The 26,434-nt window shown below is 71.8% G+C and carries 21 protein-coding genes; 14 read left to right on the top strand and 7 right to left on the bottom strand.

The window, feature by feature from the left end; all coding sequences use genetic code 11:
- The 3 genes from ACIPV1_RS05720 (at position 1) to ACIPV1_RS05710 (ending at position 3,664) form a co-directional block, all read left to right on the top strand.
- Positions 1–843, top strand: a complete 843-nt coding sequence (locus ACIPV1_RS05720; protein ID WP_123938689.1) for a purine-nucleoside phosphorylase — start codon at positions 1–3, stop codon at positions 841–843.
- On the top strand, positions 840–2,516 hold the full coding sequence (locus ACIPV1_RS05715) for a phospho-sugar mutase (protein WP_402725923.1): 1,677 nt from the start codon (positions 840–842) through the stop codon (positions 2,514–2,516). Before ACIPV1_RS05720 ends, ACIPV1_RS05715 begins: the two co-directional genes overlap by 4 nt.
- Positions 2,517–2,710: 194 nt before the next feature.
- Positions 2,711–3,664, top strand: coding sequence for a hypothetical protein (locus ACIPV1_RS05710; protein WP_402725922.1), 954 nt, complete (start codon positions 2,711–2,713; stop codon positions 3,662–3,664).
- Positions 3,665–3,745: 81 nt separating this feature from the next.
- On the opposite strand, the gene ACIPV1_RS05705 is transcribed toward ACIPV1_RS05710, so the two are convergent.
- Together ACIPV1_RS05705 and ACIPV1_RS05700 are read right to left on the bottom strand one after the other, a co-directional pair.
- A complete protein-coding gene (locus ACIPV1_RS05705; protein ID WP_111086611.1) occupies positions 3,746–5,530 on the bottom strand; it encodes a biotin carboxylase N-terminal domain-containing protein in 1,785 nt (594 codons plus the stop codon).
- A gap of 79 nt (positions 5,531–5,609) precedes the next feature.
- Complete coding sequence (locus ACIPV1_RS05700) at positions 5,610–6,404, bottom strand: Maf family protein (protein WP_402725921.1); 795 nt, start codon at positions 6,402–6,404, stop codon at positions 5,610–5,612.
- A 14-nt stretch (positions 6,405–6,418) separates the two neighbouring features.
- Between ACIPV1_RS05700 and ACIPV1_RS05695 the strand changes: the two genes are divergently transcribed.
- The 4 genes from ACIPV1_RS05695 to ACIPV1_RS05680 all read left to right on the top strand — a co-directional run bounded on the left by ACIPV1_RS05695 (position 6,419) and on the right by ACIPV1_RS05680 (position 10,990).
- Positions 6,419–7,678: a class I SAM-dependent RNA methyltransferase gene (locus ACIPV1_RS05695; RefSeq protein WP_131845634.1), complete on the top strand. Its 1,260-nt coding sequence runs from the start codon at positions 6,419–6,421 to the stop codon at positions 7,676–7,678.
- A 131-nt stretch (positions 7,679–7,809) separates the two neighbouring features.
- Entirely contained in the window at positions 7,810–8,526 is a 717-nt protein-coding gene (locus tag ACIPV1_RS05690; protein ID WP_111086608.1) for a response regulator transcription factor, read from the top strand.
- A gap of 242 nt (positions 8,527–8,768) precedes the next feature.
- A complete protein-coding gene (locus ACIPV1_RS05685) occupies positions 8,769–9,944 on the top strand; it encodes a sensor histidine kinase (protein ID WP_402725920.1) in 1,176 nt (391 codons plus the stop codon).
- Positions 9,941–10,990: a hypothetical protein gene (locus tag ACIPV1_RS05680; RefSeq protein WP_123292196.1), complete on the top strand. Its 1,050-nt coding sequence runs from the start codon at positions 9,941–9,943 to the stop codon at positions 10,988–10,990. The genes ACIPV1_RS05685 and ACIPV1_RS05680 overlap by 4 nt, the downstream gene beginning before the upstream one ends.
- A 588-nt stretch (positions 10,991–11,578) precedes the next feature.
- Here ACIPV1_RS05680 and ACIPV1_RS05675 read toward each other — a convergent pair.
- On the bottom strand, positions 11,579–11,833 hold the full coding sequence (locus ACIPV1_RS05675; RefSeq protein WP_123292197.1) for an acyl-CoA carboxylase subunit epsilon: 255 nt from the start codon (positions 11,831–11,833) through the stop codon (positions 11,579–11,581).
- A 13-nt stretch (positions 11,834–11,846) separates the two neighbouring features.
- Positions 11,847–13,442, bottom strand: a complete 1,596-nt coding sequence (locus ACIPV1_RS05670) for an acyl-CoA carboxylase subunit beta (RefSeq protein ID WP_123292198.1) — start codon at positions 13,440–13,442, stop codon at positions 11,847–11,849.
- A gap of 74 nt (positions 13,443–13,516) precedes the next feature.
- Between ACIPV1_RS05670 and ACIPV1_RS05665 the strand changes: the two genes are divergently transcribed.
- From ACIPV1_RS05665 to ACIPV1_RS05650, 4 genes are all read left to right on the top strand, one after another.
- Positions 13,517–14,317, top strand: coding sequence for a biotin--[acetyl-CoA-carboxylase] ligase (locus ACIPV1_RS05665; protein ID WP_402725919.1), 801 nt, complete (start codon positions 13,517–13,519; stop codon positions 14,315–14,317).
- 4 nt (positions 14,318–14,321) lie between these two features.
- Positions 14,322–14,870 carry a PH domain-containing protein gene (locus tag ACIPV1_RS05660; RefSeq protein WP_123292200.1) on the top strand — a complete coding sequence of 183 codons (549 nt, stop codon included), beginning with the start codon at positions 14,322–14,324 and terminating at the stop codon, positions 14,868–14,870.
- Positions 14,871–14,936: 66 nt separating this feature from the next.
- Positions 14,937–16,244 (top strand): UDP-glucose/GDP-mannose dehydrogenase family protein, encoded by a 1,308-nt coding sequence (locus ACIPV1_RS05655; protein ID WP_123292201.1) that lies wholly within the window; start codon positions 14,937–14,939, stop codon positions 16,242–16,244.
- A 41-nt stretch (positions 16,245–16,285) separates the two neighbouring features.
- Complete coding sequence (locus ACIPV1_RS05650) at positions 16,286–17,671, top strand: hypothetical protein (RefSeq protein ID WP_402725918.1); 1,386 nt, start codon at positions 16,286–16,288, stop codon at positions 17,669–17,671.
- Here the strand turns inward: ACIPV1_RS05650 and ACIPV1_RS05645 are convergent.
- Positions 17,638–18,825, bottom strand: a complete 1,188-nt coding sequence (locus ACIPV1_RS05645) for a glycosyltransferase (protein WP_402725917.1) — start codon at positions 18,823–18,825, stop codon at positions 17,638–17,640. The two genes, ACIPV1_RS05650 and ACIPV1_RS05645, sit on opposite strands and share 34 nt — an antisense overlap.
- A 48-nt stretch (positions 18,826–18,873) precedes the next feature.
- Between ACIPV1_RS05645 and ACIPV1_RS05640 the strand changes: the two genes are divergently transcribed.
- Positions 18,874–20,097, top strand: a complete 1,224-nt coding sequence (locus ACIPV1_RS05640; protein WP_165918798.1) for a polysaccharide pyruvyl transferase family protein — start codon at positions 18,874–18,876, stop codon at positions 20,095–20,097.
- 718 nt (positions 20,098–20,815) lie between these two features.
- Here ACIPV1_RS05640 and ACIPV1_RS05635 read toward each other — a convergent pair.
- Positions 20,816–21,829, bottom strand: coding sequence for a GH25 family lysozyme (locus ACIPV1_RS05635; protein WP_402725916.1), 1,014 nt, complete (start codon positions 21,827–21,829; stop codon positions 20,816–20,818).
- A 156-nt stretch (positions 21,830–21,985) separates the two neighbouring features.
- Positions 21,986–23,278 (bottom strand): acyltransferase family protein, encoded by a 1,293-nt coding sequence (locus ACIPV1_RS05630; RefSeq protein WP_402725915.1) that lies wholly within the window; start codon positions 23,276–23,278, stop codon positions 21,986–21,988.
- 107 nt (positions 23,279–23,385) lie between these two features.
- Here ACIPV1_RS05630 and ACIPV1_RS05625 point away from each other — a divergent pair, with 107 nt between their 5' ends.
- The gene (locus ACIPV1_RS05625) at positions 23,386–25,257 is read left to right on the top strand and encodes an ArnT family glycosyltransferase (protein WP_402725914.1); all 1,872 of its coding nucleotides are present in this window, start codon (positions 23,386–23,388) and stop codon (positions 25,255–25,257) included.
- 72 nt (positions 25,258–25,329) lie between these two features.
- Positions 25,330–26,361: a lysylphosphatidylglycerol synthase domain-containing protein gene (locus ACIPV1_RS05620; RefSeq protein ID WP_165901173.1), complete on the top strand. Its 1,032-nt coding sequence runs from the start codon at positions 25,330–25,332 to the stop codon at positions 26,359–26,361.
- Positions 26,362–26,434 lie beyond the last annotated feature (73 nt).

Raw genomic sequence — 26,434 nt, 5'->3', positions numbered from 1 at the left:
ATGAGCACCGAGAACCCGCTGAACGACCCCGCTGCCGACCCGTTCGAGGTCGCGCGGGACGCCGCCGCCGTCATCGCCGCGAAGTCAGGCATCGAGCGGCACGACATCGCCCTGACCCTCGGCTCGGGCTGGGGCAAGGCCGCCGACATCATCGGTGAGACCGTGTCCGAGATCCCGGCGGACCAGGTCCCGGGGTTCAGCGCCTCGGCCGTGCCCGGGCACTCCGGCACCATCCGGTCGATCCGCCTCGCCGACGGCCGCCACGCGCTCGTCATCGGCGCACGCACGCACTACTACGAGGGCCACGGTGTCCGCCGGGTCGTGCACAGCGTCCGCACCGCCGCGGCCGCGGGTGCCACGGTGATGGTGCTGACGAACGGTGCCGGTGGCATCAAGGAGCACTGGACGCCCGGCACGCCCGTGCTCATCAGCGACCACATCAACCTGACCGCCGACAGCCCGCTCGAGGGCGCGACGTTCATCGACCTCACCGACCTGTACTCGTCCCGGCTGCGTGACGTGGCGCGGTCGGTCGACCCGTCCCTGGACGAGGGCGTCTACACGCAGTTCCGCGGCCCGCACTACGAGACCCCTGCAGAGGTCCAGATGGCCAAGGCCATCGGCGGACACATCGTCGGCATGTCCACCGCGCTCGAGGCCATCGCCGCCCGACAGGCCGGCATGGAGGTCCTCGGGTTCTCGCTCATCACGAACCTCGCCGCCGGGATCCAGAAGACGCCGCTGTCGCACACCGAGGTGCTCGAGGCCGGCAAGCAGGCCGAGCCCGTGATCGCGGACCTGCTCGCCCGCGTGGTGACCGCCCTCGGGCAGCCGGCGTCGTGAAGATCGACCTCGACCACGTGCTCGGGACCGCTCGGTCCTGGCTCGCGCAGGACCCGGATCCGCAGACCCGCGACGAGCTGACCGCCGCGATCGAGGCCGCGTCCGACGGCTCCGGTCCGGCCGTGCAGGCCCTGGCCGCGCGGTTCGGCGGCCGGCTGCAGTTCGGCACCGCCGGACTCCGCGCCGAGCTCGGCTACGGCCCGCTCCGCATGAACCGGGTCGTCGTGTCGCAGGCCGCTGCCGGTCTCGCACGCTTCCTGATCGACACGGGCCGGTCGCGCAGCGTCGTGATCGGCTACGACGGCCGGGTGAACTCCGACGTCTTCGCACGCGACTCCGCCGAGGTCATGCGCGGCCTCGGGCTCGAGGTCACGCTGCTGCCGGTCGCCCTGCCCACGCCGGTGCTCGCGTTCGCCGTGCGGCACCTCGACGTCGGCGCCGGGGTGATGGTCACCGCGAGCCACAACCCGCCCCGCGACAACGGGTACAAGGTCTACCTCGGACAGGACGACGACGGGTCGCAGATCGTGCCGCCGGTCGACGGCCGAATCGCGGACGCCATCGACGCCGTCGCGGCGGGGTCGATCACGGACCTGCCCCGGGGCACCGACTACACCGTCGCGTCGTCCGCGCTGCTCGACGCCTACGTGGCCGCCACCGCCGCCATCGTGCCGACCCCGACCCTGGCGCCGCAGGAGCAGCCGAAGGTCGTCTACACGGCGATGCACGGTGTCGGGTGGGAGACCGCACGCGCGGTGTTCGCCGCCGCCGGGTTCGCGTCGCCCGCGGTCGTGCCGGAGCAGATCGAGCCGGACGGTGCGTTCCCGACCGTGTCGTTCCCGAACCCCGAAGAGCCCGGCGCGATGGACCTGGCGATCGCCCGCGGGCTCGCCGTCGGCGCTGATCTCGTCATCGCGAACGACCCCGACGCCGACCGGCTCGCGCTCGCGATCCCAACGGTGTCCGACTCCGGGGACCCGACCTACCGCCGCCTGTCGGGCAACGAGGTCGGGTGGCTGCTCGGGTGGCAGGCTGCCGTCCGTGCGTCGGAGACCGGCGCCACGGGCACCCTCGCGGCGTCGATCGTCTCGTCGCCGGCGCTGGCCCGCGTCGCCGCCCGCCACGGCCTGGAGTACCGCGACACCCTGACCGGCTTCAAGTGGGTCTCCCGGGTCCCCGGGCTGCTCTTCGGGTACGAAGAAGCTCTCGGCTACCTGGTGGACCCGTCGGTCGTGCGCGACAAGGACGGCATCTCGGCGGCACTGTCGCTGCTGTCGTTGGCGTCGGACCTGGCCGCTGCCGGATCGTCGATCGCCGGGCAGCTGGACGCCTTCGCCGCCGAGTTCGGGGCGTTCGCGTCGGGGCAGGTCGCGACCCGCGTGGACGACTTGTCCCGCATCGGCGAGATCATGGCCTCGCTGCGGTCCGCGCCGCCGTCGTCGCTCGGCGGGCTGGACGTCCTCGCCGTGACGGACTACGTCGACGGGGTGGAGGGCTTCCCGCCGTCGGACATCCTGCGGTACGACCTGACCGGTGACGCGCGGGTGATCGTCCGACCGAGCGGCACCGAGCCCAAGGTCAAGGTCTACATCGACACCGTCGCCGAGACCCCCGCCGAGGCCCAGCGCCTCGTCGACGCCCTCGCGGCGTCCGTCCGCCCCTTGGTCTCGTAGCGCCGCCGCCCGCCGCCCCCTCGTTCGCGTCGCGCCCCGGTAGCGCTCCGCTCGTTCGTGTTGCGCCCCGCTGCGGGCATCGCGCCCCGACTCTTCGGGGCGCGATGCCTGCAAGCGGGTGCGCTGCCCCGTGGCCTGTCCACAGATCGCGCAGACCCCGCTCGCGACGGACCGGGCGTCGCGATCATCGGAGCATGGAACACGAACCCATCTCGACCGTCGGCCTCGCGCAGGACCCCGGTCGTGCGTCGGCGATCCGTCGCGCAGCGGATGCCGGCGCCCTCGTCCGGGTGCACCGTGGCACGTACATCGGGTCGGGCGAGTGGGCGTCGATGACGGAACGCGAACGACATCGCATGCTCGTGCGGAGTGTGCTCGCCGGCGGGACGGGCTCCGTCGTGGTGTCGCACCGGTCAGCGGTCGCCATGCTCGGACTGCCGTGGATCGGGGCGTTCGGCGAGCGTGTCACCGTGACCGACCCGTCCCGGGACCGGGGCCAGGTCAAGCGGAGCATCCAGCGCATCGGCAGCGCCGGCCGGCGACCGTCCTCCGTCGAGGTCGACGGTGTACCCGTCACGACGTTGACCGAGACCGCGGTCGACGTCGCCCTTCGCGAACACCCGTGGCGTGCAATCGTCGTGCTCGACGCGGTCCTGCGGCGCGGCGTCGAGCGGGCGACGATCCTCGAAGCGCTCGGGAGTCGCCGTGCTCGCGGGCATCGACGCGCGCGGGAACTGGTCGAGCACGCGGATCCGCTCGCCGAGTCACCGGGGGAGAGCATCACACGGTGGGGTGCGCACGTGCTCGGCGCACCGGACCCGGTACTGCAGCAGGAGTTCCGGCACGACGGCCTGCTCAGTGACCGGGTGGACCTGTGGTTCGCGGAGGCCGGGGTGATCGTCGAATTCGACGGCCGGGTGAAGTACGACGACCCGCGGCGAGGGCGCACGGCGGCAGATGCCCTGGTCGACGAGAAGCGCCGGGAGGACCGTCTCCGCCGTCGTCGGGGGGTCAACGGATTCGCACGGGTGATGTGGTCGGACGCGATGCCCGCGGGGCAGCTCCCGCGGATCCTGCACGATGCCGGGGTGCCGCTCGGTCCGAACTGGGGTACCGCCTGGCGTCATGCTGCGAGCCGCGCCCTCTGACGGTCATCGCGCCCCGAAGAGTCGGGGTGCGATGACCGCAGCGGGGCGCAACCCGAGCGGAGCGAACCCCGCCGCGCGCGCCTACGCCAGTTCGAGCAGCACGTGACCGGAGGACACCGTCTGGCCGACCGGGGCGTTCAGCCCGGTGACGACGCCGTCCTTGTGGGCCTGCACGGGCTGCTCCATCTTCATGGCCTCGAGCACGACGAGCAGATCGCCCTTCACCACGGTGTCACCCTCGGCGACCGCGAGCTTCACGACGGTCGCCTGCATCGGCGACGCGACGGACCCGCCGGACTTTGCGATGCCGCCCTTGACCGCCGACGAGCGGCGCTTCGGGGGAGCGGAGGGACCGGCCGGACGACGACCGGCGACACCGGCGGCGGCACCGCCACCGACGATCGACGGCATGGTGACCTCGATGCGCTTGCCCTGCACCTCGACGACCACCGAGTCGCGCGAAGCCGGCGCCGGCAGTTCTTCAGGAGAACCGCTCCACGCCGGGATCTCGTTGACGAAGTCGGTCTCGATCCACTGCGTGTACACGGAGAACGGCGAGGAGTCGTCCGTCGCGAACGCCGGGTCCGACACGACCGCACGGTGGAAGGGGAGCACGGTCGGCAGGCCGGTGACCTCGAACTCGGCCAGTGCACGACGCGAGCGCTCCAACGCCTCGGCACGGGTGGCGCCGGTGACGATGAGCTTCGCGAGCATGGAGTCGAACGAACCGGACACGACGTCGCCGCTCACGACGCCGGAGTCGACGCGGACGCCGGGGCCGGACGGTGCGTTGAACGCGTGTACGGGGCCTGGCGCGGGGAAGAAGTTGCGGCCCGGGTCCTCGCCGTTGATGCGGAACTCGAACGAGTGCCCGCGGGGCGTCGGGTCGGAGTAGTCGAGCACGCCGCCCTCGGCGATGCGGAACTGCTCGCGGACCAGGTCGATGCCGGTGACCTCTTCGGACACGCAGTGCTCGACCTGCAGTCGGGTGTTGACCTCGAGGAACGACACCGTGCCGTCGGCGCCGATCAGGAACTCGCAGGTGCCGGCACCGACGTAGCCGACCTCGCGCAGGATCGCCTTCGACGACTCGTACAGGCGCTCCTGCTGCGCGTCCGTCAGGTACGGCGCGGGTGCTTCCTCGACGAGCTTCTGGTGCCGGCGCTGCAGCGAGCAGTCACGCGTCGACACGACGACGACGTTGCCGTGCTCGTCCGCCAGGCACTGGGTCTCGACGTGGCGCGGCTTGTCGAGGTACTTCTCGACGAAGCACTCGCCCCGACCGAACGCCGCGATGGCTTCACGCGTCGCCGACTCGAACTGCGAGGCGACCTCGTCGCGCGTCCGTGCGACCTTCAGGCCACGGCCACCGCCGCCGAAGGCCGCCTTGATGGCGACCGGCAGGCCGACCTCGTCGGCGAACGCGATGACCTCGGAGGCGTCCTTGACGGGCTCGATGGTGCCGGGGGCGAGCGGCGCGCCGACCTTCTCGGCCACGTGGCGCGCGGAGACCTTGTCACCGAGGCGCTCGATCGAGTCCGGCGACGGGCCGATCCAGGTCAGTCCGGCGTCGATGACGGCACGGGCGAAGTCGGCGTTCTCGGCAAGGAACCCGTAGCCCGGGTGCACGGCGTCCGCGCCGGACCGTCGGGCGACCGAGATGATCTTGTCGATGACGAGGTAGGTGTCGGCGCTCGTGGTGCCGTTCAGCGCGTAGGCCTCGTCGGCGAGGCGGGCGTGCAGGGCGTCACGGTCCTGGTCGGCGTAGACGGCGACCGATGCCTTGCCTGCGTCGCGGGCCGCGCGGATGATGCGGACGGCGATCTCGCCGCGGTTCGCGATGAGGACCTTGCTGATACGGGGCATGAGACATCAGCGTATTCGTGCAACGGGAGCACGAATTGACTGGCACCCACAAAGAACCGTGCCGAACAAGTGCGGATGTCTACAGTGACCAGAACTCGTGCCAGCGGACGCCGAAGCCGCGGAGCAGCATCGACCGCAGCACCGGCAGGGACAGCCCGACCACCGCCGACGGTGCCCCGTCGATGCGCGAGATGTACGCCGCCGCCCGCCCGTCGATGGTGAACGCCCCCGCGACCTCGAGCGGCTCGCCCGTCGCCACGTACGCGTCGATCTCCTCGGCGGACAGGTCGTCAGCGAACGTCAGCACGGCGCTGTCCACGGCGACCACGCGGTCGCCACCGGCGGCCAGGGCCGACCCGCCGGGCGCGACGTCCCCCAGCTCCGGCACGCCGGCAGGAGACGTCACCAGGCTGCGGACGGGAGGCACGGGGCGGGCCGCATCCGGGCCTCCCGTCCGTCCCGTGGCCGGGTCCAGGTCGCGGCGCCGGTCGTCGCGTCGTCGATCGATCACGCAGTGTCCACTCCACAGCGTCCCGCCGCCGGCGGCGAGCATCTGCCGCCAGCGCTCCCGGGCCACCGACGGGTCGTGTGGCTTGCCGTACAGGCGCCCGTCGACCTCGAAGGCGGAGTCGCCGCCGAACACGAAGCCGTCGACCGGCGACCCGCCGACGTCGGCGTCCGCGACGGCCGACGCCTTGGCGACGGCCAGCAGCGACACGAGCTCCGGGCCGGTCAGGTCACGGCCGAGCGCGGCGGCGGCAGCGGACGCCGCGGCGTCCTCGTCGACCCCGGGCGACACGAGCACGGGCTCGATCCCGGACTGGGCGAGGAGTGCTCGGCGGGCGGGGGATGTACTCGCGAGGTACAGACGCATGGGACCATCGAACCATGGGTGAATCCGTCGGAACGCTGCTCGAACTCGACGTCACTGGGATCGCCCACGGCGGCATCTCGGTGGCACGGCACGAAGGCCGGGTGGTCTTCGTCACGGACGCGATCCCCGGGGAGCGCGTCGTTGCCCGGGTGACCGAGGACCGGAAGAAGTCGTTCTGGCGCGCCGACACGGTCAGTGTCGTCACCCCGAGCGAGCACCGCGTCGACCACGTCTGGGCCGAGGCCGCGCTCGACCGCGACCCCGAGACGCGCCCGGGCGGTGCCGAGTTCGGCCACATCGCCCTCGCACACCAGCGCACGCTGAAGCACGACGTGCTCGTCGACTCGTTCTCGCGGTTCGCGCACACGGACCTGGCATCGGTGCTCGGCTCGGACGTCGTCGTCGAGGCCGCACCCGGTGACGACGCCGCGAACGGCCTCGGCTGGCGCACCCGGGTCCGGCTGCACGTCGACGAGCACGGCACCGCCGGCCCGTTCGCCGCGCGCTCGCACTCCGTCATCCCCGTCACCAGCCTGCCGCTCGCGAACGACGCCGTGCAGGAGAGCGCGCCGCTCGGCCGTGGCGTGATGCCCGGCTCGTCGGTCATCGACGTGCTGGCACCGAGCGGCTCCGAGGGGGCGCGCCTCGTCATCGACGAGCAGAAGCCCACCGTGGTGACCGAGGTCGTGGGGGAGCGCACCTTCGCGGTGGACGACAACGGCTTCTGGCAGGTGCACCGTGCCGCGGCGTCGGTGCTCACCGAGGCCGTGCAGGACCTGGTCGACCGCGACCGACTCGACCCCGAGGGCACCCACCTGGACCTGTACGGCGGCGTCGGCCTGCTCGCCGCCGCACTCGGCGACCTCGTCGGGCCGAAGGCGCGCCTCACGAGCGTCGAGAGCGCCGCACGCGCGACCGAGCACGCGCAGGAGAACCTCGCCGAGTGGCTCGGCGCGCGCGCCGAGACCGGCCGGGTCGACCGCTGGCTCGCGAACACGGTGGCGAACGCCTCGCGCGCCGAGAAGGACCGGTTCCGCGCCGGCACGATCGTCCTCGACCCGCCGCGCGCCGGTGCCGGTCGTCAGGTCGTCGAGCAGATCGCGGCCCTGCACCCGTCGCAGGTCGTCTACGTCGCCTGTGACCCGGTCGCGCTCGCCCGCGACGTCGCGACGTTCGCCGACCTGGGGTACAAGCTCGAGGCGCTGCGGGCGTTCGACCTGTTCCCGCACACCCACCACATGGAGGCCGTGGCGCGCCTGACGCCCGCGCGCTGACGGGCAACCGGGCGGTTTCGTCCGCGTGGCGCGTCCGGTTTCCCCGGACCTGAGTCCAGCCTGGGTATCCTGGGCGCTGATGGCGATCCGGTTTCAGGGGCCGGGGACGCACATCGGAACGAGAGGCCACAGTGGGAGCAGGAACGACAACCGCAGCCGAGACGTCGGGCACGGCCACCAGGCCGGTCCGGGTCGCGATCGTGGACGACCACGAGTCCGTGCGACTCGGGATCCAGGCGGCGTGCCAGAACGAGGGCTTCGAGGTGGTGCTCACCGCCGCGAGCGTGCCCGAGTACGTCCAGAACCTCGACGGGCGCGAGGTCGACGTCGTCGTCCTCGACCTGTCCCTCGGTGACGGCTCGACCGTCACCGAGAACGTCAAGGGTGTGCAGGGGACCGGCTCCGCCGTGCTCGTGCACTCCATCGCGGACCGCGTCGCCAACGTCCGTGAGGCACTCGCAGCAGGGGCTGCCGGTGTCATCCCGAAGTCGTCCGCCACGAAGACGGTGATGGCAGCGGTCGCCACCGTCGCCCGCGGCGACGTGCTGAACAACCTCGAGTGGGCAAGCGCCATCGACGCCGACCGCGACTTCGCGAAGGCCCAGCTCGGCCGGCGCGAGCGCGAGATCCTGCACCTGTACGCCTCGGGCCTGCCGCTCAAGCTGGCGGCGCAGCAACTCGGCATCGGGTACTCCACGGCTCGTGAGTACCTCGACCGCATCCGCGTGAAGTACGTCGAGGTCGGTCGCCCCGCCCCGACGAAGGTCGACCTCCTGCGACGGGCGGTCGAGGACGGCATCCTCCCCGGGCTCGACTCGGGCATCGACCCCGACGGTGACGGTCGCTGAACACGATGGCGAGCGCGGCTGAGCCGGCGTCGCGCCGGGGGAGCGGCCCGGGGACCGGTCGGGGGACCGGTCGGTGGTTCGGCCGCGGGTCGGGCGGCGCTGGTGCGGCGTCTGGCCATGCCGGCCGCGTCCCAGCAGGCTCGAGTCGTGCTCCCGGTGGCGACCCGGTCGGCTTCGGGGACGGCGCGCCGTTCGGTGCCGACCCGTCACGCAGCGTCCGCGCGTCGATCACGCAGGCGTCGGTGGAGCGTGCCTTCGCGATCCTGCTGGCGATGACCGCGGTCGGCCTCGGCATCGTCGACACCCCGGCGGTCCTCGCCCAGTTGCCGTACCTCGACCCGTTCTGGGGCCCGGTCGTCGCGATCGCGCTCGGGGCGTCGTTCGTCCTGGTCGGGGTCTCGGCGTTCGTGCCGCGGGTGGCGCAGTTCGCGCAGATCCTGTGCGCCCTGCTCTTCCTGGTCGCATTGACCACGTGGCCGCTCACGGTGCAGGACTCGATCCCGTCCACGCAGCAGCCGTGGCCGTGGTGGTTCTGCACCGTCGGCTCGACCGCGGCGGCCATGGGCTTCGCCACCTGGCGGGCCACGATCTACACCGCACTCGTGCCGGCGATCTACGTCGTCCTCCGCCTCACCCCGGTCGGTGGCGACGCCGGGCTCGTCCGTGCGCTGCTCGACGGCGTCTACACGGCGCTGCTCAGCGGTGCGGTGCTCGTCATCGCCGTGGTCCTGCGCCGTGCCGCTTCGTCGGTCGACACGGCGCAGTCGACCGCGGTCCGCCGGTACTCGCACGCCATCCGCGAGCACGCGGTCGAGGTGGAGCGCGTGCAGGTCGACGCGATCGTGCACGACAGCGTGCTGACGACGCTGCTCTCCGCCGCGCGGGCCGACACGCTCGAGGCGAAGACCCTCGCCGCCCGCATGGCACGGAACGCCATCGACCACCTCGAGGCCGCAGCGGCCGACGGTCCGGACGACGACACCCCGGTCACGCTCGCCGACCTCCGCACCCGCATCGGCGAGGCGATCGGTGCCCTCGCGGCGCCCGTCCGGCTCGTCCCTGCCCCGTCTGGGTCGGTCCGGCTGCCGGCGTCGGTCGCCGACGCCCTCGCGTCAGCAGCACTGCAGGCGGCTGTCAACAGCGTCCAGCACGCCGGTGGGCCCGACGTCGCCCGGTGGGTCCGCGTCGAGCAGCACGACGACGGCGTGCACATCGAGGTCGGTGACGACGGTCGCGGGTTCGAGGTCGCGACGATCCCGTCCGAACGACTCGGGGTGCGGCGGTCGATCATCGAGCGCGTCGCCTCCGTCGACGGCCTCGCCGAGGTGCACACCGCCCCGGGCGAGGGCACGCGAATAGAGCTGAGCTGGTCGCCGAACACGCCGTCCACGCCCACGACGACGGGAGCCGCAGCGTGAAGGTCTCCCTGCCCGCGAGCATCGCGCTCGGCCTGGCGTCGCTGTTCTCCGTCTACCACCTGGTCCTCGCCGTCGCGTCGCTGCAGCGCGTGCACGACGTCGGCCCCGTGATCGCCTGCATGGTCCTCTACGCCGCGGCCACCGGCACCGCGTTGTTCGTGCCCGGCAAGGTCCTGCCGGTCTGGACGGCGTGCTTCTCGCTCGCAACCGCGATCATGATGCCGCTCGTCGCGGCGCCGGTCGTCGACCTGGCGAAGGGCCCGGGGTCCGCCACGTGGTGGATCGCCGCCGTCGGCACCCTGATGGTCGTGCTCGTCGTGCGGGGACGCGGCCCGTTCGCCTGGGCCGGGGTCCTGTTCCTCGCCGTGTACACGGTCGCCTGGGCCGGTCTCGATGCGCTCGGCACACTCGGGGTGCTCGGCAGCGTGGCCTGGGTCGCGATCGCCACGGTGTTCGCCATCGCCATGAACCGCGCCATCCGGAACACCCGCGAGCTCATGCGCGCTGAACAGGAGACCGCCGACTGGCAGGCTGCGCAGGACGCCCACGTCTTCGAGCGGCAGTTCCGCCTGAGCCAGACCACGCGGATGGCCCTGCCGATGCTGCAGCGGATCATCGACTCGTGCGGTGACCTCGACGACGCGGACCGGGCCGAGTGCCTGCACCTCGAGCAGGCCATCCGCGACGAGATCCGCGGTCGCTCCCTGCTGTCCGAGGACGTCCGCGACGAGGTCATGCGCCTGCGCCGCCGGGGTGCGACGGTGCAGCTGCACGACGACGGCGGTCTCGACGAGCTCGAGGTCGACGACGTCCGCCGCATCCACGCCCGCATCGCCGAGGCGCTCCGCCAGGCCCGCGAGGCCGACAACGTCATCGTCCGCACCGTCAGCGAGGGGTCCGACTCCGCGGTGACGGTCGTCGGGCTCAAGCTCGACACGGCCGCGAGCGAGTCCGCCGCCCTCGGAGCGGGCATGGAGGACGACGACGGCGACGAGGACGACTCCGTGGCCCTCTGGCTCGAGATCCCGCGGCACGAGCCCGCCTGAGGCGCGCTGCGCCCGGTGCGTACGCATGCTCCGACGGACCACGAGGTGATCGACGCGTGGAATGTCGCGAAAGGGGTGCGCGCGGCGGTGGACGCGGGGCGTGGCGGCCGGGAGGCACGGGGCGGCGCCGCCACGGGCCTCCCGGCCGCTCCGTGGTCGCGCCGGGCTGGCGCCGACGGCTGACACGACCATTCCGACAACACACGAGTCGTTCGACGCGTGGAGTGTCGCGAATGGGGTGCGCGCGAACGCCCCCGGAAACGGGGAACGGGCCGGTCGTATCCGACCGGCCCGTTCACGACCCGAGGCTGAGCGACAACCCGAATGTCGCCCTGCCTCGCAGCGGGCGGTGGCGTCGTACCCTAGTCGGCCACCGACCTGCGATGTTCTTCGTTGAAGGACACCGAACACCAGTAACTATGCCAACCCACAACCCCTGTGTCAGTCGTCATTATGGGGGACAAATTCGGCATTTCCGGTCCTCTTCGGCGATTCGTGTCCCCCGTGCGAGGGGATACCGACCGGGAAGTGCAGCCTGCAACGTCCGCCGGGTCGGGGACACCAGGGGTACAGCGAGGTCAAGGTCCGTCAGCGGAGCGAGCGGCCCCAAGCGCCGGGACCGTGGTCGAGCGGGCGACGCAGGCCGCGGGCCGAGGCCTGCCACCCGGTGCGCGGCTCGTCGACGACCTCGGCGCGACCGGCTGCTGCGGCCTCGTCGGCCTGGCGCTGCAGCACGGCGACGACCGCTGCGAGCTCCTCGGGGGTGGGCTCACCGGAGACCACCCGGACGTCGGCCACCGAGGCGGGCTCGTCCGAGGGGACCGGTGCTGCGTGACGACCCATCAGTGCGCACCCATCAGAGGGGGATGTTCCCGTGCTTCTTGGGCGGCAGCGTCGCACGCTTGCCGCGCAGGGCACGCAGGGCCTTGATGACCGAGACGCGGGTGGCGTGCGGCTGGATGATGCCGTCGAGCTCACCGCGCTCGGCCGCCAGGTACGGCGACGCGACGTTGTAGGTGTACTCGTTCGCGAGCTTCGTGCGGACCGCAGCGACGTCCTCGCCGGACTCCTCGGCGCGCTTGATCTCGGCGCGGTACAGGATGTTGACGGCGCCCTGACCGCCCATGACCGCGATCTCGGCGGTCGGCCATGCCAGGTTGATGTCGGCGCCGAGCTGCTTCGACCCCATCACGATGTACGCGCCGCCGTAGGCCTTGCGCGTGATGACGGTGACGAGCGGGACGGTGGCCTCGGCGTAGGCGTACAGGAGCTTCGCGCCGCGGCGGATGACCCCGGTCCACTCCTGGTCGGTGCCGGGCAGGTAGCCGGGCACGTCGACCAGGGTCAGGATCGGGATGCCGAACGCGTCGCAGAACCGCACGAAGCGGGCTGCCTTCTCACCGGCATCGATGTTCAGCGTGCCGGCCATGGCCTGCGGCTGGTTCGCGATGATGCCGACGGTGCGGCCCTCGACCCGGCCGAAGCCGATCAGGATGTTCGGCGCGAAGAGCGGCTGGACCTCGAGGAACTCGCCGTCGTCGACGACGTGCTCGATGATCGTCGTGACGTCGTACGGCTGGTTCGTCGAGTCCGGGATCACGAGGTCGAGCTCGTGGTCGGCGTCGGTGGTCTCGAGCTCCGGGGCGACGTCGTAGGCGGGGGCGTCGGAGAGGTTGTTGTCCGGCAGGAACCCGATGAGCGAGCGGGCGTAGTCGAGCGCGTCGGTCTCGTCCTCGGCCAGGTAGTGGGCCACGCCGGAGACCGCGTTGTGGGTCTGTGCGCCGCCGAGCTCCTCGAAGCCGACGTCCTCGCCGGTGACGGTCTTGATGACGTCGGGGCCGGTGACGAACATGTGGCTGGTCTTGTCGACCATGATCACGAAGTCGGTGAGGGCGGGGGAGTACACCGCGCCGCCGGCCGCCGGGCCCATGATGATCGACAGCTGCGGGATGACGCCGGACGCCTGGGTGTTGAGGCGGAAGATCTCGCCGTACTTGCCGAGCGCGACCACGCCTTCTTGGATCCGGGCCCCGCCGGAGTCGAGGATGCCGATGATCGGCACGCCCGTCTTCAGCGCGTGCTGCATCACCTTGATGATCTTCTCGCCGGCGACCTCGCCGAGCGAACCGCCGAAGACGGTGAAGTCCTGCGCGTACACGGCGACGTTGCGGCCGTGGATCGTGCCGACGCCGGTGACGACCGCGTCGCCGTAGGGGCGCTTGGCGTCCATGCCGAACGAGGTGGTGCGGTGGCGGACGAACTCGTCGAACTCCACGAAGGAGTTCTCGTCGAGCAGCTGCTCGATGCGTTCGCGCGCGGTGCCCTTGCCCTTGGCGTGCTGCTTGGCGATCGCGGACTCGCCCGCAGCGGTCACGGCCTCGTGGTACCGCTCGCGGAGGTCGGCCAGCCGGCCTGCCGTCGTCGAGAGATCGGGGGTGTCTCCTGAAGTCACCCGCTCACCCTACCGGCGGCGACGTCGGGGCCGGTTGGAGGACCCCCACGGTTCCTGCCCGTACATTTGCGTGCATGTCCACATCCCCGTCGTCGTCGTTCCCCGCCACCAGCGAAGCGGTCCGGTCGACGGGCGCGACCCTCACCGTCCCCGACGAGACCGGCTCCACCAACGCCGACCTGCTCGCCGTGGCACCCGAGCAGAAGCACGGCAGTGTGGTCGCGACGCTCCACCAGACCGCGGGCCGGGGGCGCCTCGACCGCACGTGGAGCGCACCGGCGGGCGAGGCGCTGGCCGCGAGCCTGCTCGTGCGCGCCGCCCTCGCCGACCACGACCGCGGCTGGCTGCCCCTCGTCGCGGGTGCCGCCATGCGTGACGCGATCGCACGGGTGCTGCCCGCCGGCGCCGACGTCGCCGTCAAGTGGCCGAACGACGTCCAGGTCGCGGGCGACAAGGTGTGCGGCATCCTCTGCCAGGTCGCCTCCGACGGCAGCATCGTCGTCGGCGCCGGCGTGAACCTCACGATCCCCGCCGACCGCCTGCCGACCCCGACGTCGACGTCGCTGCTCGTGGCCGGCGCGGTCGACGACGCCCCCGCGTTGGCCGACGCGGTCCTGTCCGCCTTCCTGGCAGCCGTCCTGGAGGCCGTGGCCGGCCTGGTCGCCGGTGGTCCCGCCGCCGAGTCGGTCCGGTCCCACGTCCGCGCCGCGTGCGGCACGATCGGTCGCCGCATCCGCCTCGAGCTGCCCGACGGCACCGTGGAAGAGGCCGACGCCACCGGCATCGACGACGAGGGCCGCATCACGATCCGGGATCGAGCGGGTGACTCCAGGGGCGTCGCCGTGGGGGACGTCACCCACCTGCGGTATGCATGACGGCATGACCGCCGAGCCGCCGCCCGAACGCGTCGTCGCTCGCCTGCGACCGCACGCTCGTCGGCTCGTGCGCCCGGCGGTGTTCGTCGTGCTGGTCGTGGTCGCCGGCGGGTTCGGGTTCGGGGTGTTCCAGGCGCAGCTGGCGTGGCTGAACGCCGTCGTCGCGGGACTCGTCGTGGTGCTCGTGGTGTTCGGCGGCGCCGTGCCGCTCTTCCGCTGGATGTCCGAGCGGTACGTCGTCACGACCCGGCGGCTCGTCGTCGTGCACGGGCTCGGCACCCGTACCCGGCAGGAACTCCTGCACTCCCGCGGGTACGACGTGACGGTGCGCCGGCGCGGGCTCCAGGGCGTGTTCCGCTCCGGCGACGTCCTGGTGTTCCCGGGCGACGACCCCGCCGTCGTGCTCGCTGATGTCCCGCACGCCGACCTCGTGGTGGCCGTCCTGCACGACCTGGTCGAGGCGTACGAGGCCCGGCGGCGGCACCGCGAGCCGGACTGGGACGAGATCGTCGGCGGCCCGGACCGACCGCCGTGGGGCGACGTCCGCGCCTGACGCCGCCGCGACACCCTGGCTGCCGGGGTGCTGGAACTCCCACGAGAAACCGGTACCTTCTTCGTCGTGCGTATCTCTGTCATCGGCTGCGGGTACCTCGGTGCCGTGCACGCCGCCTCCATGGCCAAGCTCGGACACGAGGTCGTCGCCGTCGACGTCGACCCGGCGAAGATCGAGCGGCTCGCTGCCGGCGAAGCCCCCTTCTTCGAACCCGGGCTCCCGGAGATCCTGACCGAGGCGCTCGCCTCCGGCCGGATCCGCTTCACCACCGACATGGCCGAGGTCGCCGGTGCCCGCGTGCACTTCCTCGCCGTCGGAACCCCGCAGAGCCCGACCGGTGCCGCGGACATGACCTACGTGAACGCCGCGGTCGCCGCGCTCACCCCGCACCTGTCCGCCGGCGAGTTCGTCGTCGGCAAGTCGACCGTCCCGGTCGGCACCGCCGCACGCCTCGCCGCCGAGGTGTCCGAGGCCGTGCCCGGGGCGACGCTCGTCTGGAACCCCGAGTTCCTGCGAGAGGGCTTCGCCGTGCAGGACACCATCAGCCCGGACCGCTTCGTCTACGGTGTGCCGGACGGTGACGCCGGGCAGGCCGCCGTCGACGCGCTCGACGAGGTCTACGCCGAGGCGCTCGCGTCCGGCACCCCCCGGCTCGTCGTCAACCTGCCCACCGCCGAGCTCGTCAAGATCAGCGCGAACGCGTTCCTCGCCACGAAGATCTCGTTCATCAACTCGATGGCCGAGATCGCCGAGGTCGCCGGCGCCGACGTCACCGCGCTCGCCGACGCCATCGGCCACGACGCCCGCATCGGCCGCAAGTTCCTGAACGCCGGCCTCGGCTTCGGCGGCGGCTGCCTGCCCAAGGACATCCGGGCGTTCCAGGCGCGGGCGAACGAGCTCGGCGTCGGGGAGTCCCTGGCGTTCCTGGCCGACGTCGACGCCACGAACCTGCGTCGTCGTGCGCACGTCGTCGAGCTGGCGCAGGAGCTGCTCGGCGGGGTCGTCAGCGGCAAGCGCGTCGCGGTCCTCGGTCTGGCCTTCAAGCCGAACTCGGACGACGTCCGTGACTCGCCCGCCCTCGACATCGCTGCCCGCCTGCACGAGCTCGGTGCCACGGTGTCCGCCTACGACCCCGAGGCCGTCGTCACCGCGCGTCGCGTGCACCCGGAGCTCGACTTCGTCGAGACGGCGGCCGACGCGCTGTCCGGCGCCGACCTGGTCCTGGTGCTGACCGAGTGGACCGAGTTCCGCGAGCTCGACGCGACCACGGTGGCGTCCCTGGTGTCGAGCCCGGTCGTCATCGACGGCCGCAACTGCCTCGACCGCGACGCCTGGACCGCCGCCGGCTTCACGTACCGCGGCATGGGGCGCTGACGCCGATCGTCGCGGACCGGCTCCGGCGGCTGTCCTCCGGCGTGCTGCGTCCCGCCGGGAGACTCCGCGGGCGCGACTGGGCGACCCCGGTCGTGCTCGCCGCCACCCTGCTCGTCCTGACGGCGTCGGTGGCGCGGACGTTCTCGTCGATGCCGCTCGCGAGCGTCGACGAGTCGGCCCACGTCGACTACGTCCTGCGCGTCTGGCACGGCCAGCTGCCGGTCCTGTCCGACGGCATCCGGTTCCGTCCGGGCTTCGGCGGGACACCGCCCGTCCAGTGGGTCGCACAGCACCCGCCGCTCTACTACCTGCTGCTCGCCCCGGTGATGGGCCCGCTCGTCGACGCCGGGCACCCGGTGCAGGCCGTGGTGCTCGGCCGTCTGGCGAACGCCGTGTTCGTCGCCGCGATCGTGCCGGTCGCCGCGTGGGCTGCGGCCAGGTGCTTCCCCGGGGTCGTGCGGCTCCCGGGCACCGTGGCCGTCGTGACCGCGTCGACGAGCGTCCTCGTGGTGCAGGGCGGTGTCGTGTACAACGACTCGCTCGCAGCGTTGACCTGTGCGCTGGCGTGCGGCGTCGCCGGAGCAGCGCTGCGGTCCGGCGTGGGACCGGGGCTCGCCGTCGGGGGAGCGCTCGTGGCGGCGGCCGGCACGACCACCCGCCTGTCGTTCGCCCTGTGGCTCGTGGCGATCGTCGTCGCGTTCGCACTGGCCCGCACGGTCCGGTTCGGCCGGCTCCGCGGTGTCTGGGCCCGCGTCGTCGTCGTGGCGGTCCCGGTGCTCGCCGCCGCGGCCGCCTCCGGGTGGTTCTGGCTGCGGAACCAGGCCCTGACCGGCTCGTTCAGCGGTCGGCCGACCGCCTGGCCCGGGTACACCCCGCGGCCGCACTACTCCGAGGCCGAGGTCGTCTCGATGCTCGGCTTCTGGCGGCAGCTCTTCGCCCTGTACCGCGGCTCGTTGCCGATCGCGAGCCCGCTGCCGTGGGTGCTGCTGCTCGTCCCGGTGCTGCTGTTCGTCGCGGCCCTCGTGCTACGGCGCCTGCGCCCCTGGGCACCCGCCGACGACGACCGGTGGCCGCGCCGCCTCGTCGTCGCGATGCTCGTCGTGGTCACGCTGCTGTTCGTCCTCGTCGAGATCCGCTACACCGCCGGGGGCGGCGCACCGCTCAACCGGTACACGCTCACGGTGCTGCTGCCGATCGCGTTCGCGATGGCGGCGGGCTTCCTCGCCTGGCGTCGTGCGGCGACGTGGCTCGTGCTGGTGTGGGGTGCCGCGGCCGTCGTGCCGATGTGGTCGCTCGTCCGGTTCGAGGGCTCCGAGCTCGTCGGGCACTCCGGTGCCGTCGTCGTGGTCGCGTTCGCGGCGGCGGTCGTGTGCGCTGCCGGGATGCTGGTGGCCTACGCGATGGCCGCGCGCAGCACCGCCCGGTAGCGCTCGCCGATCCGTTCGGTGGAGAACTCCGCCGCCGACACCACGGCCTGCTCCTGGTAGCGCGTCCGTGCGGCGTCGTCGGTGAGCACGCGCTGCAGTGCTGTCCGCAGCGCGGGGACGTCACCGGGGGGCACGAGGACCCCGGACACGTCGTCCTGCACGACGTCGCGGATGCCGGGCAGGTCGCTCGCGACGATCGCGGCACCGACGGCAGCGGCCTCGAGCAGGGTGACGGGCAGTCCCTCTTGGTCGCCGTTCGCCGCGGGGATCGACGGCACCGCCACGACGGTGGCCGCAGCCAGGGTCTCGAGCACCTCGGTGCGCCCGCGCTGGCCCAGGAACGTCACGGGCAGTCCGGCGGCCTGCTGCTCGAGCTGTGCCCGGTACGGGCCGTCGCCGACGACGGTGAGTCGCCACGGCACGTCGTCGCCGAGGCCGCGGAGCGCGTCGATCAGGTTGCCGAAGCCCTTCTTCTCGACGAGCCGGCCGACCGCCACGACGTGGTGCTCCTGCGCGGGGACGCGGGCGCGGGTGTCACGGGCCGGGCCGAGGTCGACGCCCATCGGGATCACGGTCGACCGCGCCTCGGGCACGCCCCACTCGGTCAGCCGCTCGCGCATCTCGGAGTTCACGGTGGTGACGTGCGCCGAGCGGCCGAACACCCAGCGCTTCAGGCGGACCAGGGGAGCGGCACGGAGCGCGTAGATGTCCCCGCCGTGCGTCGTGACGACGATGGGGACACCAGGGGCCGCCAGCGCCGCGACGAGTGCCTGCGGGATCGCCCAGTGCGCGTGGATCACGTCGGGCTTCGCGGAGCGGACCACGCGGCGGATCGCGAACCACTGCGCGAGCACCAGGGCCGGCACCTGCACGATGCGCGACCGGCGTTCCTTGAGGTTGTCGAGGATCGCGCCGTCGGCCAGGTCCTCGAACGCCTTCGGGAAGTACGGGAACCGCCGGACGCCGACGTCGCCGATGCGTTCGGTGGTGGCACCGCCCGGGACCCGCGGCGTGAGCACCATCGTGTCGAACTCGAGCGCCTCTTGGTGCGCGAGGTCGAGCACGAACGCCGGCACGCCGTCGTCCGGACGGGCCGGGAACGTCGAGCCGAGGACGAGCAGGCGGGGACGGGCGGAGGGGGTGGGGCGGGACATCGTGCCTTTCCGGGGGTCGCGGGGGACGGTCCGGTAGGCTCTCCACCCGTGCGCGTTCTGATCCACAATAGCGATTCGCCCCACAACCGCGGGGACCGGGCGATCCTCGCCGGCAACGTCGAGCTGGTCCGCAGGCGGTGGCCGGACGCCGAGATCGTCTCCCTGTCGCAGTACCCCGAGCGGGACGCCGCCTGGTTCGGGATCCGGTTCCTGCCGGTCTCGCCGTACAGCACCGGCATCGGCGACCTGTTCGCCCTGCTGCGTGCCGCGCGCAGCGCCGACGTCATCCTGTGGGGCGGCGGCGAGATCCTCAAGGACTACACGAACAAGCTCGGCCTCGTGTACTGGTTCGGCAAGATGCTGCTCGTCCGTGCGGTCAACAAGAACCTGATCGGAGCCTTCCAGGGCATCGGTCCGACCACCGCCGGCGTCAGCAAGCGCCTGATCCGCGCCACCGTCGACCTGTGCCGCTCGTTCGCCGTCCGCGACGACGAGTCCCGCGAGAAGCTCCTGGCGTGGGGCGTCCGCACGCCGATCGTGTCGTCGTTCGACCCGGCCGTCGTCGGGACCGTCACCACGCCCGACGCCGACGTGCTCGGACGGCTCGAGCGCACCACCGGACTGACCGCCGAGCGCCTCGAGGGCTCGATCGGCTTCGGCGTCCGCCGCTGGTTCCACTACAAGCGCAGCGGCTGGATCCCGTTCCGCTTCCTGCCGAAGCGCTTCCGACAGACCGGCGTCGACAGCGACAAGCTCGTCACCTACCGCCAGGCCGTCGCCGACCTGGCCGACCGCGTCATCGACCGGTGGGACGCCGACGTCGTGTTCTACCCGATGCACATGGAGGCGTCGGAGGGCGACGCCGCCTTCGCCCGCGAGGTCATCGCCCTCATGCGGCACGCCGACCGCACCCACGTGGTCGAGGCCGACGAGTTCTCGCCGTCCGAGTACGCGGGCCTGATGTCCCGCAGCCGCCTGTTCCTGGCGAGCCGCCTGCACTCCGCGATCGTCGCGACCATCGCCGGCGTCCCCGCCGCGGTGCTCTACTACGTCGACAAGGGCCGGCTGTTCTTCGAGCAGATGGGCCAGCAGGAGTTCTCGAAGCCGATCGAAGCAGCACTCGAGCCGACGTTCGTCGACGACGTGACGGCGCAGCTGGAGCGGCTCGACGCCGACCGCGACGCGGTCCGCGCGCAGCTCGCCGAGGGCGTGGCCCGGATGGCGACCGCGCTCGACGCCGACTTCGCCGAGGCGACCCGCGACGTCCGCTGACACCAGCGGCTCGCGATCGTGAGCCGATGACGGACGGGAGGCCCGTGGCGACACCGCCACGGGCCTCCCGTCCGTCCGGGCGAAGCTCGCCGGCGCGTGGTGCGTGGGCTGCGCATCGTGCGTGCGTCGTCGTCCGGTGCGGGCTTGCCCGCTTGGTGCGTGTTTGTGTGTCGGCACGGGGCGTGCAACGGCGCACCGGGTGTCGGAGTCCGCACCGTGCGGCGGACGGGAGGCCCGTGGCGCGCGGGCTGCGCATCGTGCGTGCGTCGTCGTCCGGTGCGGGCTTGCCCGCTTGGTGCGCGGTTGTGTGTCGGCACGGGGCGTGCAACGGCGCACCGAGTGTCGGAGTCCGCACCGTGCGGCGGACGGGATGCCCGTGGCGCGCGGGCTGCGCACCGTGCGTGCATGGTCGTCTGGTGCGGGCTTGCCCGCTTGGTGCGTGTTTGTGTGTCGGCACGGGGCGTGCAACGGCGCACCGAGTGTCGGAGTCCGCACCGTGCGGCGGACGGGAGACACGTGGCGCGCGGGCTGCGCATCGTGCGTGCATGGTCGTCCGGTGCGGGCTTGCCCGCTTGGTGCGTGTTTGTGTGTCGGCACGGGGCGTGCAACGGCGCACCGGGTGTCGGAGTCCGCACCGTGCGGCGGACGGGAGGCCCGTGGCGACACCGCCACGGGCCTCCCGGTCCGTCATCCGCACCCGCTCAGGGCGTGACGCGCGTCACTCGGTCTTGGCCGCGAAGCGCTTCAGGTACGTGATGTCGTTCCGGTAGACGTCCTGGTCACCCGGGAGTACCCCGCTGGACGCCCACTGCCAGAAGGTCCACTTCGACCAGCTGCGCCCGAGCGTGCCCGGCGTGGTGAAGTTCTTCACGGGGTAGATCGCGACGAACAGCGGGTTCTTCGAGAACTGGTTGCTGTTGTTCGTGCAGCGCTTCCACCAGTCGGTGGTCGTGTAGATCGCGGGGTAGCGGTGGATCTTCTTGTAGACGGTGTTCGAGAAGTCCTTGATCCAGTTGCGCATCTGGCCCCAGGTCTTGCCGTAGCAGGTGCCCTGGGCCGCGCTGCCGTACTCGATGTCGAGCAGGGGCGGCAGGGTCTTGCCGTCCTTGCTCCACTGCCCGCCGTGCGCGAAGAAGTAGTTCGCCGTCGCGGCGCCGCTCGCCTGGCTCGGCTGCGCGTACACGTAGCCACCGCGGTACAGGTTCCGCTGCTTGGCGGTGGCGTACTGCTGCTTGTAGGTCGAGCTGACGTACGAGGTGCCCTCGGTCGCCTTGACGTAGGCGAAGCGGGCGCCGTTGCGGTACGCCTGCAGGAAGTTGACGCTCGGCTGCCAGGCGCTGATGTCGAAGCCCTGGACGCGTCCCGGTGGTGGGCCGGAGGCGGTGGCGGCGGAGGAGGTGCTCAGCGACTGGGCGCTCACGCCACCGGCGGCGCTGTCCGGCGCGGTGACCGTGACGTGTGACTCTCCGGCGTGGGCGGCGATGCCGGCCCCCATGGTGTGGTTCCCGGTGCGGTCCATCTCGGCGATGGAGAGCTGCTCGGCAGCGGGTGCGGGTGCAGCAGGTGCAGCAGACGCAGTGGGGGCGGGGGTCGCCGCCGCTGTCGTCGTGGCAGTCGGTGCCGGCGTTGCCGGGGCGGTCTCGGCGACCGCCGTCCCGCTGCCGAAGGTGATGGCCCCGGCGACGGCGGCAGCGGTGCCGAGTCCGAGGATCTTGGTGATCGGTGCGCGCATGTGGTCTCGTCTTCCCTGTCGAGATGCCGTGGGCCCCTGATCACCCACGCCGCGGTCCGAGCGATGCTACCTGGCGAGCGACCGTGCTGTCCGCCACGCGCAGGACGTCGGCGCAGGACGTCGGCGCAGGACGTGCTGCGGCACACCGCGGGTGCGTCAGCGCGCGGTGCGCCTGCTCGCGTCGGTGGCGGCGTCGTCGCTCTCGACCTCGGGCAGGCGGCCGCGGTGCGAGACCTCGGCCGTGGCGTGCTTCTGCCGGCGGTTCATGAAGTTGCGCTCGACGAGCCACCAGAAGCCGATGCAGATGCCGATCACGACCGGGATCACGACGAACACCATCATCAGGAACTGGTACTTCGGGTACAGGCCGAGGGGCAGGAGCAGCAGGTTGCCGAGGCCCAGCAGCGGGCTGTGGAACAGGTAGATCGAGTACGACACCAGACCGGCGAGCACGAACGGCTTCCAGGCGAAGAAGCGGGCGAGCCAGGTGTGGTTGCCGGTGACCGCCTGGCGTCCCATCCAGGTGAGCAGGATGCCGGCGAGGATGCCGGTGACGACCTCGGACGGCCAGGTCTGGTGCTGCCAGTAGTCGCGGTTGCGGAAGAACACGAGCAGGGTCCCGAGGGCCATGGCGCCGACGAACGCGCCGCTCGCCCACCGCGGGCCGCCGAGCTTCGAGCGCTCGCGGACCACGCCGGACAGGTGCTCGTCGCGGGCCTTCACGGTCAGTTCGGCGGCGAGCATTCCCACCGCGAACAGGCCGACGAACCACGGGTGCATGAACGAGTAACGGCTCTCGGCGCCCATCCACATGCCGATGAGGACCAGGCTCGACGCCGTCGCCCACCCGCCGAAGACCCGCCACAGCGGCAGGATCAGCAGCGGCATCAGGAAGTAGATCTGCCACTCGACCGCGACCGTCCACATCGGGCCGTTGATCTTGCCGATGTACTGCGGGAAGAAGTCGTGCACCAGGAAGAAGTGCGTCAGGAACGTGCCCCAGCCCATCGGCAGCTTCGTGTCCCATTGCGTGCCGCCGGGCTGACCGAGCACGGGGACGAACAGGATCAGCAGGGCGAACAGCACGAGCGACGCCCAGTACGGCGGGATGATGCGGCGGGCGCGACGCCAGACGAACTTCCAGAACCCGCCGGGCAGACGGTAGCGGTCGAACCGGGTGAGCACCGGCAGCATGAGCACGTAGCCGGACAGCACGATGAAGAGCGGGACGCCGAGGTAGCCCCAGCCGATGATCGGGCGCAGCCAGGGCAGCTCGGTCGGGCCGGTGCCGGTCGTCCCGGTGAAGAGGTACGCGTGGTAGAAGACCACCGCGAGTGCGGCCAGCCCCCGGAGTCCGTCCAGGTAGGGGAACTCGAGTCGGCCGCCGGCGCGGGGCGCGGGGGCAGCGGAGTCGGCTGCGGGTACTGCGGCGCGGGTTTCGGTGGCCAACGATCGTCCTCGTGGTGGTCGGAGCGGGGTCGCAGGCAGTCTCCCACACGCCGACCCGGCGCCGCGATCAGGCACCCTGTGCCTGGTGTTTCGGTTCGGATGTCATGATGAAGCACGTGACCTCGACGAGCGCAGCCGCAACGCAGATCACCCACGAGCCCGTCCACCGGCGTTCGGGGGCGGTTCCGAGGCGGTTCAAGCACGTCGTCGCGCCGGTCATCCTGGCGGTGCTCGTCGTCGTCGGCGTCGCGCTCAGCGCCGCCGTGGCGTACCACAACCGCCTCGGCGTGACGAACGTCGACGGTATCTCCTACATGGGCATCGCGCGCGAGTACGCGAACGGCTGGCTGCCCGACGCGATCAACGCCTACTGGTCGCCGATGGTGTCCTGGATGATGGCGCCGTTCATCGCTGCCGGCCTCGGCATGCAGACGGCCTTCGCGGTCGTGAACTGCTTCGCGGTCGCCGTCGTGCTCGGCGTCGGTGGCTGGCTGGTGTGGTCGCAGAACCACCGCATCGTGCCGGCCGTCCTCTTCATGGTCACCGCGATCCCGGCGCTGATGAGCGCGGTGTCGGTGCAGACCCCCGACCTGCTCGTCGTCGCGTGGGTCGTCGGCTACCTGTGGGCACTCCGGTGGGCCGACCAGGCGTTGCACGGGTCGACGCGGGCCCGGTTGGTCTCCGGCGGGGTGCTCGGCGCGGTCGCGGCCATCGGGTACTTCGTGAAGCTCTTCCTGCTGCCGGTGGCGGTCGGCGCGGTGGTCCTGTGGCTGCTGCTCCGGGTCTGGTCCGCACGACGCCGTCGTGAGCCGGTGCTGCACTGGTGGACGTCGCCCGTGGCCACGATCGTGGTCTTCGCCGTCGTCATCGCGCCGTGGGTGGGTGCCCTGACCATGAAGTACGGGTCGCCGACCCTGGGCTCGTCGCTCTCGGTGAACATCGGCTCGAAGTTCGACGACGGCGGGCGTGCGACCGACTGGCCGTTCCTGCCCGTGCCGCCGAACTCGCACGCGTTCTCCCCGAACGAGGACTTCACCCCGTCGGTCTACAAGCAGGGCCCGATGGAGAACCCGGACCCGTCCGTGGTGCCGCCGACGACCGAGTCGACCACCGAGGACACCGCGCCGAAGGTCACCAAGGACTCCGGCATCGCGGCCCGCGCCGGCTACTACCTGCACGAGCGGATGCTCGCGCTGCCCTACTACCTGCAGAAGATCAGCACGTTCGCCCCCTTCGCGGCACCGATCGCCCTGCTCTTCGCCGCCGCCCTGGTGATCGGCGTGGTCCGGTTCCGCCGGTACGCGTTCACCTGCATCGTCGCGGCGACGACCCTGGTCTACTTCGTCGGGTACGGCATGATCACGTCGTCGTCGAGCGGTGGCGGGAACGCGCGCTACTACTGGCCGCTGTTCTACCTGACGGCGATGATCGGCGCGCTCATGCTGCCGGCCGTCTGGCGGTTGGTCCGACGACGCGGCGTGGTCCGGACGATCGTGGCGTGCGTCGCGATCGCCGTCGTCCCCGTGGCGTCGTTCACGCAGAACTGGATCGGGTCGCCGGCACCCTTCTACCCGTCGGTGAACCGCACCGAGGCGCTCCGTGTCACCGGCCCGACCGACGTCCCCGAGATCGTGCGGCTCGCCGACCAGATCCGGGCGAGCGGAGCCCTGCCCGAGGACGCCACCGTCATCGGCTCGAACTACCGATCGCTGTCCTCGTTGGCCTTCCTGACCGACACGCGTGTGTACGGTCGTTCAGGTCAGGGCTACACGTACCACTCGGACGCGATGCGCAAGCTGTTCATCGACGAGGGCGTGCAGTACTTCGTGCAGTTCGACCCCGCCAACGCGCCGGCACGCGACTACTCGATGGCCGGGAAGCTCGTCGGCACGTACAACGCGACGATCTCGTGCAGCGCCGACCGGTCCACGGATCCCGAGATCCCCTGCCGCGTCCAGATCGTCAAGTTCGCCAAGTAGCCGCCGCTCCAGGGAGCGCGCCACACCAGCGTCTACGATGACCTGGTCCCGAAGCCCGGCAGGAGACCACGTTTGTCAGGAACCACCAGCGACACCCCCGCGCCCGAGGGGAAGCGTCCGCCGACCTGGCGACGGTTCCTCGGCAAGGCGATCCCCATCGTCTTCTACGTGCTGCTCGCGGTCTTCCTCGTGCTGTACGTGCGGAGCGTCGACTGGGGACAGCTCGCCGGGCTGGACTGGCAGTGGGGCTGGGTGATCCTGGCGACCGTGATCAGCCTGGGCTTCCGCTACTGGGGCGTCGGCATCTGGTTCTACCTGCTGCGGCGGCTCGGTGCGACCGGCCTGAAGGGCAGCGGCGTCACGCTGACCTACGTGTACGCGAAGTCCTGGATGGGCCGCTACATCCCGGGGGCCGCGACCTGGATCATCGGCAAGGTCTACTTCGCCTCGAAGCACGGCGTCTCGAAGGCCCGGCTCGGCGTCAGCGGCCTGCTCGAGGGCGCGCTGCAGATCGCCGCCACCCTCGCCCTGGCGCTCGTCCTGCTGCTCATCGACCCCCGCACGCACGCGCTCAGCCCGTGGCTCATCGCCCTGATGATCGCGGCGTTCGTCGCCTGCGTCGTGTGCCTGATCCCGCGGGTCTTCGTGTTCTTGATCGGCATCGCGCTGAAGATCCTGCGTCGCAAGCCGCTCGAGGCCGACGTCCGCCCGAACCTCGGCACCGTCCTCGGCGGCGCCGGTCTGTACGTCGCCGGTGCGATCCTGTCGGGCACGGCGTACTACTTCATCACCCTCGGGGTGTACCCGTCGCTCAAGCTCAGCGACGCGGCGTTCGTCATCGGTGCCGCGAGCATGGCCTCGGCGATCAGCATGCTGGCCGTGTTCGCCCCCGGCGGCCTCGGCGTCCGCGAGGGCGTGCAGGCCCTGCTCCTCACCCTCGTCATGCCGCCGGGGATCGCCCTGGTCGTGGTCGTCGTCACCCGCGTGTGGAGCCTGGCGGTCGACGGCCTGTTCCTGCTCTGCGCCGCAGCGCCGACCTGGTTCCGCCGTGGTCGTCCGACCGACGACCCGTCGGCCGTCGAGGGCAGCGCCCCCGCCGCCTGACGCGCACTTCGTGAGCAGGAATGGTCGGGTCCGCGGTGCGCGACCCGACCATTTCTGCTCACCATCCGGGGGC

Origin of the sequence: Curtobacterium sp. NPDC089991 (assembly GCF_044748425.1) — a bacterium.
Classification (GTDB): domain Bacteria; phylum Actinomycetota; class Actinomycetes; order Actinomycetales; family Microbacteriaceae; genus Curtobacterium.
This window is presented reverse-complemented; position numbering and strand designations above follow the sequence as displayed.